Genomic DNA, 11,191 nt, shown 5'->3' with positions numbered 1-11,191 from the left:
GCCCAGGACGCCACAGCCCTCCACTCGCAGGCGACGCAGACTCAGGCACGGTCTCAGACGAAGCCGACTCCAGCGACGGCACCGCGCGCAACGCAGCCCCAGACGACGGCACCCCAGACCGCGGTGCCCCAGACCGCGGCGCCCCAGCCAACGCAGTCCCAGCCAACACAGCCCCAGACCACGGACCCCCAGCTCCAGGCAGCACAGGGCCCCCGTTCCTGGGATCCTCGCCTGCGCCCCCGACACATGGCTCCTCGCGCGGCGTCGACTCCTCAGACCCGGGTCCGCCGCGAGAAGCGCACGTGGGCGAAGTCCAAGGCACTCGGCGCCACCCTGGCGATCGGGGTCCTGATCACCGGAGCCGCGCTTCCTGCATTGAACCCCACCAGCGGCCCCGCGGCTGCTGCCAGCGCCCCCGTCTCGACTCTTGCCGACGGAATGTCCCAGTCCTACACATCGAAGAACGAGATCCGGGCGGAGATCGCCCCGCGCGGCAACTTCTCGGCGACGACGCCCGAGGAGATCAAGGAGACGCGCTCCCGTGCCGCGGCCGCCGCGATCGCCGCAGGCATGCCGCTGGGAAGCGCGCTGGACATCCCCCTCGCCGGACGCATCGTGATGCCGATGGCCGACGGAACATACTCCTTCACCGACGGGTTCGGCGCCTCACGACCGGGTCGATCGCACCTCGGACAGGACTTCGCCGCGCCGGTCGGCACTCCGATCAACGCCGCCATGAAGGGCTGCGTCTCCCGATCGACGGAGAGCTACCAGGGCTACGGCGTGACGATCCAGATCGAGAGCATCGTCGACGGACAGGCCGTGAGCACCGTCTACTCGCATATGACCTACGGAAGCCGGGCTGTCGAGGTCGGCGACTGCGTCGACGAAGGCCAGTACATCGGAGACGTCGGATCGACCGGCTACGTCTTCGGGTCGTGCCTGCACTTCGAGGTCCACATCAACACCGTCGCCGTGGATCCCCTGCCCTGGCTCAAGAAGAACGTGAGCTGACCCGCAGCGTCCACCCCCCTCCGGCCACGGCGATCCCCCTAGGCTGGATGGATGACTCCGCTGGTGATCCGCGACGCCCGCGCCGAAGATGCCGACAGCATCGCCGGCGTGCACGTCCGCTCCTGGCAGGCGGCCTACCGTGGACTCATCGATCAGTCCGTCCTCGACGGACTGTCCGTCGAGGAGCGAGCCGAGGGTTGGCGGCGCATCATCGCGGAGCCGCTGCCCACGGGCCTCGGCACCCTCGTCGCCGTGCGGGGCGACCGCCTGGTCGGCTGGGCATCGCTGGGCTCCGGCCGCGACCCCGACGGGCTCGCCGACGGCGAGGTCTACGGCATCTACGCAGACCCCGCCGCCTGGTCGACGGGTGCGGGCCACGCCCTGCTCGAGGCGGCGGAGCAGCGGATCGCCGAGGCCGGGTACGCACGCGCGTACCTGTGGGTGCTCGATGGGAACGATCGCGCGGATGCGTTCTACGCACGCCACGGCTGGGACGAGGACGGCGCGGTCAAGATCGAGGAGCGCCCCCAGCTCACCCTGCGTGAGCACCGTCGTGTGAAGCAGCTCGCCCCCTGAGCGCCCGGGGCCCCTCGCCGGCCCCTTCAGTCGAGCGCACTCATCACGTGCTTGATGCGCGTGTAGTCGTCGAAGCCGTACTGCGAGAGGTCCTTGCCGTAGCCGGAGTGCTTGAATCCGCCGTGGGGCATGTCCGACACGAACGGGATGTGCGTGTTGATCCATACGCACCCGAAGTCGAGGTCGCGCGAGAAGCGCATCGCTCGAGCATGATCGGTGGTCCACACCGAGGCGGCGAGCGCATAGGGCACGTCGTTGGCCATCCCCAGGGCCTCGGCGTCTTCGGTGAACGACTGCACCGTGAGAACGGGTCCGAAGATCTCACCCTGCACGACCTCGTCGTCCTGATGCACACCGGAGATGATGGTGGGCTCCCAGAAGTAGCCGCGATCTCCCCGGCGGCGTCCACCGGTCTCGATCGTCGCGTGCGCGGGGAGGCGGTCGATGAAGCCCTGCACCTGTGCGAGCTGGGCCGCGCTGCTCAGCGGCCCGTAGAGCACACCCTCCTCGCGCGGCCCCCCGGTGCGGGCGTGCGTCTGCGCCCTCGCGACCAGCGCGGCGACCAGTTCATCGTGGAGTGAGGCGTGCACCAGCACCCTGGTGGCGGCGGTGCAGTCCTGTCCGCCGTTGAAGAAGGCGCCGGTGGTGATGCCCTCGACGGCCTTCTCGATCGAGGCGTCGGCGAACACGATCGCCGGAGCCTTGCCGCCGAGTTCGAGATGCACCCGCTTGACGTCGTTCGCCGCCGAGCGTGCGACGGCCATGCCCGCCCGCACCGAACCCGTGATCGCGACCATCTGCGGCGTGGGGTGCTCCACCAGGGCGACACCGGTGTCGCGGTCGCCGAGCACCACGTTGAGGGTGCCCACCGGCGTGTGCAGCGCGACGATCTCGGCGAGAAGCAGCGTCGTGAGCGGTGTCGACTCGGCGGGCTTCAGCACGACCGTGTTGCCGGCGGCGAGCGCGGGCGCGATCTTCCACACCGCCATGTTCAGCGGGTAGTTCCACGGGGTCACCTGGCCGATCACACCGACCGGCTCGCGACGCACGAACGAGGTGTGTCCGGCGAGGTACTCCCCCGCGGCCCTGCCCTCGAGGCTGCGGGCGGCACCCGCGAAGAAGCGCAGCTGGTCGATCGACTGCATGATCTCGTCCGAGACCAGGCTCGCGCGCGGCTTGCCGGTGTCCTGCGACTCGAGGTCGGCGAACTCGTCTGCGCGCGACTCCATCTCGTCGGCGATGCGGAAGAGCGCCAGCTGCCGCTCCCCTGGCGTGGTGTCGCGCCAGATCGGGAAGGCCGCAGCCGCAGCTGCGTAGGCGGCATCGACGTCGGTGACGTCCGACACCGGGAGCTCGCCGTACGCGTCTTCCGTGACAGGATCCAGAAGCGGCATCCGACCGGCGCCGTGTGCGGGCACGTACTGTCCGCCGATGAAGTTCTGCAACGGCGCTGAATCCTTCAGAAGATGAGTCGACATGGGGTCATGGTATCGACTTCCCTGCGGAATCTGAAGATACCTCCCGTAGATTCGACTGAATCAGTTGCGGGATCACACATCGACTGACAATATCGACACATGAGCACGAAGCCGTCCCAGCCTGCCCTTGATGACATCTCGAAGCGCATCGTCGAACTGCTGCAGGAGGACGGCCGCCGCCCCTACGCCGAGATCGCGCGGGAGGTCGGGCTGAGCGAAGCCGCCGCTCGTCAGCGCGTGCAGCGGATGACCGAGGCGGGCATCATCCAGATCGTGGCGGTCACCGATCCGATGCAGCTCGGCTTCCACCGCATGTCGATGATCGGCATCCGGGTCTCCGGCAACCCGCGCGAGATCGCGCAGGAGCTCACAACGATCCCTGAGCTGGCCTACGTGGTCGTGACGCTCGGCACCTTCGACATCCTCGTCGAGGCGGTGTGCGAGAACGACGAGCACCTCATCGAACTCATCGCCACCCGCATCCGCACGATCCCCGGCATCACGCACACCGAGAGCCTGCTCTACGCCGGCCTGTACAAGGACCTCTACAACTGGGGCACGCGCTGACGCGAGCCTCCGAGGAACGGAGAGAACGATGGGCACCACCGTCTTCGAACGCCAACGACCTTCAGCGAGCGTCATCGACGCCTCGCTCCGGGACACCGCCCTGCGGGTGTTCTGGCTCGACGACGTCGAGCGGCCGACGCACCCGCCGTTGAACGGCACTGTCCGTGCCGACCTCGCCATCGTCGGCGGAGGGTACGCCGGACTGTGGACCGCGGTGCGCGCCAAGGAACGCGACCCCGAACGTCGTGTCGTCCTGCTCGAAGCCTCGCGCATCGTCTGGGCCGCCTCCGGGCGCAACGGCGGATTCTGCGAGTCGAGCCTCACCCACGGCCATGAGAACGGCGTCAACCGATGGCCGGAGGAGATCGATCGGCTCGAGGAGCTGGGCCACGCGAACCTCGATGGGATCGGTGAGACGGTCGAGCGGTACGGCATGGATGCGGAGTTCGAGCGCACGGGTCAGCTGGCGGTCGCCGTCGAGCCGCACCAGGTGGACTGGTATCGCGAAGAACCCGGCTTCCTCGACCGCGAAGCCGTGCAGGCCGAGGTGCACTCGGAGACCTTCCTCGCCGGAGACTGGGATCGCGACGGCTGCGCCATGGTGCACCCCGCCAAGCTCGGCGTCGAGCTGGCACGCGTGGCCGCCGACCTCGGCGTCGAGATCCACGAGCACAGCATCGTCCGCGCGATCGAGGGCGACGGGTCCGGTCCGATCACCCTGGTCACTCCGGACGGCCGTGTGGTCGCGGACGCCGTCGCCCTCGGCACCAACGTCTTCCCCTCGCTCCTCAAGCGCAACCGGCTGATGACCGTTCCGGTGTACGACTACGTGCTGATGACCGAGCCGCTCTCGACCGCGCAGCTGGCATCCATCGGATGGTCGAATCGTCAGGGTCTGGCCGACAGCGCCAACCAATTCCACTACTACCGGCTCACCGGGGACAACCGCATCCTGTTCGGCGGCTACGACGCCATCTACCACTTCGGCGGCAAGGTGCGTGCGGAGTACGAGGACCGCATCGAGAGCCACCGCAAGCTCGCCTCCCACTTCTTCACGACCTTCCCGCAGTTGGAGGGTCTCCGATTCACGCACCGCTGGGCGGGAGCCATCGACTCGTCGAGCCGCTTCTGCGCGTTCTTCGGCACTGCCCGCAAGGGACGCGTGGCGTACGCTACCGGCTTCACGGGCCTGGGGGTCGGCGCGGCGCGTTTCGCCGCCGACGTCATGCTCGACAAGCTGTCCGGGGAGCAGACGGAGCGCACGGAGCTTCGGATGGTACGTGAGAAGCCCATCCCGTTCCCGCCGGAGCCCGCGGCGTCGATCGGCGTCAATCTCGTGCGCGCCGCCATGAACCAGGCCGACCACAACCAGGGCAGGCGCAACCTGTTCCTCAAGGCGCTCGACGCCGTCGGCATGGGCTTCGACTCGTGAACGGTCTCGCCGCGGGGAGTGCGGTGGATGTCGGGGCCCTGCCCCTCGCGCATGAGCCGCTGCCCTCCGACGACGTGCTCTCCGGCACGCCGACGACCGCGATCCGCGAGCTGGCGACGCTGGGCGGCATCGAGATCGGCGTCTGGGAGATGACACCAGGCACCGCGACCGACACCGAGGCCGATGAGGTGTTCGTGGTGCTGTCGGGTCACGCCACGATCGCGTTCGCCTCGTCCGGGCTGCCCGATCTGGAGGTCGGACCCGGCTCCGTCGTGCGTCTCGCCGAGGGAATGCGCACGACCTGGACCGTCACCGAGACCCTCCGCAAGATCTACGTCGCCTGAGTCCGCACCGCGGGCGCTCTCGAATCAGGTCGCGCGCAGCAGCGGACGCACGGACGCGTAGGCATCGGCGACGTCGCGCGTCGGCACGTCGTAGACCCGGGCGATGCCCACGGCACCCCGATGGCGCGGCCACCCGGGGTCACCTCCGGCGATGAACGCGACGGCCGCTCCGTGCACCTCGTCGGCCAGCTCCTGCGGAGGGTTCGGTCCGGCGAGTGGCTCCATGGCGGGGCCGTCGAGGCAGTCGAAGAAGAACGGCACGTCGAGGCAGTGCTCGGCGAAGCCGAAGTGCCCTGATGGCCAGGAGAACCGGTACAGCCAGGTGGGTGCCGAGCCGCGGTCGGCGAGCACGTTCAGCAGCGCCGTCCGGAACATCCGGTCGGTCAGCAGACGCCCGCCCAGGCGCGCTTTGCCGAGGCCTGCGATGTCGGCGTTCGCGGCGAGGTATTCCCTCCGTACGGCTTTCGGCAGTCCCAGCTTGTTCAGCAGGAGCGACCTCGGCACCCAGCGCAGCTTCTTCTCGGCCCCGGAGAGGACCATCGTGAACTCGTCGTCCGTCGCCCCGAGGACGAGCGGCTTGTCCGCGCCGACGCCGGCCCGCAGAGCCTCGCGCGTGGAGCGCGGCAGCAGATCACCGTCGACCGTCGGCCCGAGTGGGAGCCCCTCGTCGATCACGCTGCCCAGGGACGAGGGACCGAGCTCCGTGGCCTTCTTCTGCAGTTCGAGGATGCGTTCTTCGCGCAGCGACGAGAACCCAGCCACGGTCGGCTCGACCCCCGCCGCCGCGGCGAGCGCACGCCCGAAGGCCTCCGACCGGGTGGCACTCACATCGGCGAGCGCGCCCGAGATCGCGTAGACGCCGTGGAACAGGTGTTGCGCCTGCTCCATGCCGAGCAGGGTGAGCACCGCACCGCCGCCCGCGGACTGTCCGGCGATCGTGACACGCGACGGATCCCCGCCGAACTCCGCGATGTTCTGCTGCACCCATTCGAGGGCGAGCAGCCAGTCGCGCACACCACGGTTCGAGGGCGCATCCTCGATCCAGCCGAAGCCGTCGAAGCCCAGCCGGTAGGAGAGCGAGACCGTGACGACACCGTCGCGGTTGAAGTTGCGGCCGTCGTACCAGGGGCTGGCTGGCGAGCCCGCGAAGTAGCCGCCGCCGTGGATCCACACGAGTACCGGGAGCCCGTCCCCCTGCCCCGCGCGGCTCGGGTTCGGGGTGAACACGTTCACGTTGAGCGTGGCGTCACCCTCGATGCTCGGCTCGGGGATGAGCGTGACGCCGGGGTCTCCGCGCTGCGCGGTCGCCGCGAACTCGAGCGCATCGCGCACGCCCTCCCACGGTGCCTTCGGCACGGGCGCCTGGAAGCGCAGCGCACCGATGGGTGCTTCGGCGAACGGGATTCCGAGGAAAGCCGCCGATCGGGGATTGCCCCGCCCTCCCGTGGTCGGACGCCAGCGGCCACGCACTCGTCCCGCGGCCGTGGCCACCTCGACGAAGTCGGCGGTCGTCTCGGAATCGGTATCGGTCATGACAGTATTCTCCCGGTCGTTCCCGGTCATCAGCGCACTCCCTTGATCGGCGCGGTCGCCACGGCGGCGAGGATCACGAACACGATCGCGAAGACGAACAGCATCGCGTAGCCTCCGAGCGCCGTGATGATGACACCGCCGATCGCGGGGCTCAGGGCCTGCGGCACGTTGGTCGCCACGTTCAGGATGCCGAGGTCCTTCCCCGCGGAGACGCCCTCGTTCGGTAGCACCTCGGTCATGAGCGCTGCATCCACCGACATATAGAGCCCGAAGCCGACCCCGTTGATGATGCTCATCAGGATCATGCCGGTCATGTTCGGCTGCAGGAGCGGCATCGCCAGCCCTGCCACCATCACGACGGATGCGGCGTAGATGAAGACCTTGCGGCGACCGACCCTGTCGCTCCACCACCCGGAGAGACCGATGGCGACCAGGGTCGGGATGAAGGCCACGAGGGTGAGCGTGACGACGGCACCCTGGGCCTCCGCCAGGGGCAGCCCGATGTAGTCGGTGAGCATGTAGAGCTGGTACGAGCTGACGACGAAGTAGCCGAGGATCAGCAGGAACCGCGCCCCGAACGCCCAGGCGAAGTCGGGGTGGCGGCGCGGATCGATCCAGAAGCCCCGGAAGAAGGCGCCCCATCGGAACGGGTCCACCGCGGCGTGCTTCGACGACCAGTCGCGGTTCACCACGGCGAACAGCAGCGCCGCCACGATCACGGCACCGCCGAACGCCGCGTAGCCGATGCCGATCTGCGCGGCGAACGCCCCGGCGAGCATGATGCCCACCGTCATGCCGACCTGCGTGCCGATACCGATCATCGCGCTCGCGCCGCCGCGCTTAGCCCGCGGGAACCTGTCGGCGGTGATGGCCGTCAGCGGAGCCTGGAAGAAGTTCAGCGCCACCTGGATGATGACCCAGAACACCGTGATCCAGAGGATGTCGGTCAACGAGCCCATGCCGAACAGGAAGATGCCGCCGATGATCGCGCCGAGCACCATCCACGGCACCCGGCGTCCGAACCGCGAGCGCGTGCGATCGCTCAACGCCCCGACGATCGGCTGCGCGAATAGCGTGAAGACGAAGGAGATCGTGGTCACGACGGCGAGGTTGCCGACCTTGTTCGCCTCGTCGATCATCAGCACCTGGCTGGGCAGCAGGATCGCGATGAGTCCGCCGTAGGTGGCGAACAGGGTCAGCGAGGCGATCAGCAGGCTGGGCAGCAGCCGCCGATTCGCGGGCGGACTCGCCGCCGGTTCCCCCGCGGCGGGCGGAACGGCGCGGATGGTGCCGGTCGGGGCGATTTCAGCGGCGGGGTCGAGCGGGGACACGGACATGTCGGCTCCTCGTTGAGCGTGATCGGGTCGTTGAGCGTGATCAGGTCAATACCAAACGGTGTTTGGTATTCGTCGGACATGCTGACAGATCGTCGACTGTCCGCGCAAGCGTTTCACGAACGTTGTTTGGTTTTTGTGATCCGAGCGTGACGGTTACCCTGGAGCGATGGCTACACGGGGGGCATACGCGAAGGGCGTCGCCAAGCGCGAGGAGATCCTCGAGGCCGCACTCGCCGTCGTGGCCGAGCACGGCTACCGCAAGGCGTCGGTCCGGGAGATCGCGGACGCCGCCGGACTCAGCCCGGCGGGCCTGCTGCACTACTTCGGCAGCAAGGAGGAGCTGTTCGTCGCGATCCTCCGCGCCAGAGACGACCGCGACGAGCAGCAGTACGCCGGCGAAGACGCCTCGGCCGCGTTCCTCGCGGTCATCCGTCACAACGCATCCGTCCCCGGTCTCGTGCAGCTCTACGCGCAGTTGGCCGCCGAAGCCGGGGATCCTGCCCACCCCGCCCACGCCTACTTCCGCGAGCGCACCGAGCGCATCGAGACCTTCACCCGCGCTCAGCTCATCATCGACCAGGAACAGGGGCGGATCCGCGCCGACCTCGACCCGGCATGGGTCGTCCGCACCCTGCATGCCTTGGCCGATGGACTGCAGGCTGCGTGGATGCTCGATCCCTCGCTCGACATGGCCGCCGAGATCGAGCAGTTCCTCGTGCTGCTCCGCCCCTCCTGACGGAGCGGTTCCGGCGACTCCGGCGGAGTGCGGTTCAGCGAAGCGATGTCACCTCGGCGTGCGGCATCCGCGTCTTCATGATCCTGACGGCCTCGGGGTTGTCGTCGACCAGCACGGCGTCGCGTCCGAGGGCCGAGGCCACCGCTCCCGTCGTCCCACTGCCCGCGAAGAGGTCGAGCACACGGTCGCCAGGACGACTCGACGCCGTGACGATGCGCCGCAGGATCCCCTCGGGCTTCTGCGTGGGATAGCCGGTCTTCTCCCGACCGGTGGTGGGCACGATCGTGTGCCACCACACGTCGGTCGGCAGTTTGCCGCGCGCCGCCTTCTCGGCGGTGACGAGCCCAGGCGCCATGTACGGCTCGCGGTCGACCTCGTCGGAGTTGAACACGTACCCTCGAGGGTTCTTCACGTACACCAGGATCGTGTCGTGCTTGGTGGGCCAGCGGCTGCGCGACTTGGCGCCGTAGTCGTACGCCCAGATCAGCTCGTTGAGGAAGCAGTCCCGCCCGAACACCGCGTCGAGCATGACCTTCGCGTAGTGCGCCTCCCTGTAGTCGAGGTGCAGGTACAGCGTGCCGTCGTCGGCGAGCAACCGCCAGGCCTCTTCGAGCCGTGGCATCAGGAACGAGCCGTAGTCGTCGAAGCGGTCGTCATAGGCGCGCAGCATCCCGCGAACCCGCTCGTAGGCGTGGCCGTGGAAGCCGTGCCGCACCTCGGTGTCAGCGGCCGGCGCGGTCTCTCCCGGCTCCGGTGAAGAACTCCGCAGATCCGTGCCGGTCACTCCCCCGAGGTCGCGGATCCCCGGGACCGGTTCCGTGGCCGGCACCGATTCTTGAGGAGTTGCCAACGTCCGCCGTGCGGTCACCACCTGACGCTCCTGCGTGCGGCCGGTGTTGAACGGCGGGTCCAGGTACACGAGCGTGAACGAACCGGAAGGCAGGGTCGCGGCGACGGCGAGGTTGTCGCCCTCGACGATCGTCACCGCACCCGGTACGACCGGCTCTGGCACGATCGGCTGGGGCACGACCGGGTGGGGCACGACCGGCTGCGGCACGGACACGGTGTCTGACACGACGTCAGGGGTGTCCGCCGCAGGGGGGAGGTGAGTGTCCGGCGCCGTCACGGCACCCGATGCAGCCAGGCCTCGGTGGCGAACTTCGATTCGACGAGCGCCTCGGCGGCGGCGTACTCGTCGGCCGAGATCGACCCGGTCTCGGCGTCGGTCAGCGAGCGGAAGGTGTCCTTGAACCGTTCGATGATCTCCGCGCGCTCGAGGCCGGTCTGGCTGCGCAGCGGGTCGACGCGCTTGGCGGCAGAGGCGGTTCCCTTGTCGCTGAGCTTCTCGCGTCCGATGCGCAGCACCTCGGTCATCACCTGACCGTCGATGTCGTACGACAGGGTCGCATGGTGGAGCACTCCGCCGTTCGCCAACCGCTTCTGGGCGGCGCCGCCGATCTTGCCGGTCGGGCTCGCGATGTCGTTGAGCGGCTGGTAGACGGCATCGATGCCGAGCGAACGCAGCGCCTGCAGCACCCAGTCGTCGAGGAAGGCGTAGGAGTCGGCGAAGGTCATCCCCGCCACGAGTGAAGCCGGCACATACAGCGAGTAGGTGATGATCTGCCCCGCGGCCATGAGCATCGCCCCACCGCCCGAGATACGACGGACGACGTCGAATCCGTGCTTCGCAGCTCCCTCGGGGTCGACCTCGTTGCGGTACGACTGGAACGATCCGATCACCACGGCCGACTGGTCCCACTCCCAGATGCGCAGGGTGGGACGGCGACGCCCCTCGCCGACGCGGGAGGTGAGCACCTCGTCGAGCGCGAGGTTCATGCGTGGCGACGCAGCCTTCTCGTGCACGATCTCCCAGTCGAAGTCGCGCCACCCAGGGGCGGTCACGAGTGCGCGACGCACCGCGGTTCCGACGGCCTCCGGTGTGAACCCGAGCAGCTGGGCCCCGTCGGGCAGCGCGGCGCGGACGGCTGCGGCGATCGCCGTCGCGTCCGATTCCACGGGCAGTCCGTCGACGGCGGCGTTGATGTCGTCCAGCGCCGAGTCGGGCTCGAGGAAGAAGTCGCCGGCGAGCCGGAAGCGGGAGATCCGGTCGTCCTCGATCTCGAGGTCGACGACGACGAGCTTTCCACCTGGGACCTTGTATTCACCGTGCACGG

11 protein-coding genes are annotated in these 11,191 nt (G+C 68.8%); 6 read left to right on the top strand and 5 right to left on the bottom strand.

Annotated features, from left to right (window positions below; genetic code table 11):
- Window positions 1-246 precede the first annotated feature (246 nt).
- Together AX744_RS11800 and AX744_RS11795 are read left to right on the top strand one after the other, a co-directional pair.
- Complete coding sequence (locus AX744_RS11800) at window positions 247-1,014, top strand: M23 family metallopeptidase (RefSeq protein ID WP_046747580.1); 768 nt, start codon at window positions 247-249, stop codon at window positions 1,012-1,014.
- A 51-nt stretch (window positions 1,015-1,065) separates the two neighbouring features.
- Window positions 1,066-1,590, top strand: a complete 525-nt coding sequence (locus tag AX744_RS11795; RefSeq protein ID WP_058632920.1) for a GNAT family N-acetyltransferase — start codon at window positions 1,066-1,068, stop codon at window positions 1,588-1,590.
- Window positions 1,591-1,616: 26 nt separating this feature from the next.
- Here the strand turns inward: AX744_RS11795 and AX744_RS11790 are convergent, their stop codons facing one another.
- Window positions 1,617-3,068, bottom strand: coding sequence for a gamma-aminobutyraldehyde dehydrogenase (locus AX744_RS11790; protein WP_058632921.1), 1,452 nt, complete (start codon window positions 3,066-3,068; stop codon window positions 1,617-1,619).
- Window positions 3,069-3,167: 99 nt separating this feature from the next.
- Here AX744_RS11790 and AX744_RS11785 point away from each other — a divergent pair, with 99 nt between their 5' ends.
- The 3 genes from AX744_RS11785 to AX744_RS11775 are packed head-to-tail and all read left to right on the top strand — an operon-like array spanning window position 3,168 to window position 5,411.
- The gene (locus AX744_RS11785; RefSeq protein ID WP_046747577.1) at window positions 3,168-3,635 is read left to right on the top strand and encodes an Lrp/AsnC family transcriptional regulator; all 468 of its coding nucleotides are present in this window, start codon (window positions 3,168-3,170) and stop codon (window positions 3,633-3,635) included.
- 28 nt (window positions 3,636-3,663) lie between these two features.
- A complete protein-coding gene (locus AX744_RS11780) occupies window positions 3,664-5,067 on the top strand; it encodes an NAD(P)/FAD-dependent oxidoreductase (protein ID WP_061017056.1) in 1,404 nt (467 codons plus the stop codon).
- Window positions 5,064-5,411 carry a cupin domain-containing protein gene (locus AX744_RS11775; RefSeq protein WP_058632923.1) on the top strand — a complete coding sequence of 116 codons (348 nt, stop codon included), beginning with the start codon at window positions 5,064-5,066 and terminating at the stop codon, window positions 5,409-5,411. Before AX744_RS11780 ends, AX744_RS11775 begins: the two co-directional genes overlap by 4 nt.
- Window positions 5,412-5,435: 24 nt before the next feature.
- Here AX744_RS11775 and AX744_RS11770 read toward each other — a convergent pair whose 3' ends face one another.
- Both AX744_RS11770 and AX744_RS11765 read right to left on the bottom strand, forming a co-directional pair.
- Window positions 5,436-6,944, bottom strand: coding sequence for a carboxylesterase/lipase family protein (locus AX744_RS11770; RefSeq protein ID WP_061017066.1), 1,509 nt, complete (start codon window positions 6,942-6,944; stop codon window positions 5,436-5,438).
- A 29-nt stretch (window positions 6,945-6,973) separates the two neighbouring features.
- Window positions 6,974-8,281 (bottom strand): MFS transporter, encoded by a 1,308-nt coding sequence (locus tag AX744_RS11765; RefSeq protein WP_061017054.1) that lies wholly within the window; start codon window positions 8,279-8,281, stop codon window positions 6,974-6,976.
- A 166-nt stretch (window positions 8,282-8,447) separates the two neighbouring features.
- On the opposite strand from AX744_RS11765, the gene AX744_RS11760 reads away from it, so the two are divergent.
- Window positions 8,448-9,017, top strand: a complete 570-nt coding sequence (locus AX744_RS11760; protein WP_061017052.1) for a TetR/AcrR family transcriptional regulator — start codon at window positions 8,448-8,450, stop codon at window positions 9,015-9,017.
- A 34-nt stretch (window positions 9,018-9,051) separates the two neighbouring features.
- Here the strand turns inward: AX744_RS11760 and AX744_RS11755 are convergent, their stop codons facing one another.
- Both AX744_RS11755 and AX744_RS11750 read right to left on the bottom strand, forming a co-directional pair.
- Window positions 9,052-10,002 (bottom strand): DNA-methyltransferase, encoded by a 951-nt coding sequence (locus AX744_RS11755; RefSeq protein ID WP_061017064.1) that lies wholly within the window; start codon window positions 10,000-10,002, stop codon window positions 9,052-9,054.
- A 137-nt stretch (window positions 10,003-10,139) separates the two neighbouring features.
- Window positions 10,140-11,189, bottom strand: coding sequence for a lipoate--protein ligase family protein (locus AX744_RS11750; protein WP_046747571.1), 1,050 nt, complete (start codon window positions 11,187-11,189; stop codon window positions 10,140-10,142).
- Between the last annotated feature and the right edge of the window lie 2 nt (window positions 11,190-11,191).

The organism is Microbacterium sp. CCH5-D1, from assembly GCF_001557335.1.
Taxonomy (GTDB): Bacteria; Actinomycetota; Actinomycetes; order Actinomycetales; family Microbacteriaceae; genus Microbacterium; species Microbacterium oxydans.
The sequence above is the reverse complement of the archived record's forward strand: the minus strand, read 5'-3'. Positions and strand labels throughout refer to the sequence as shown.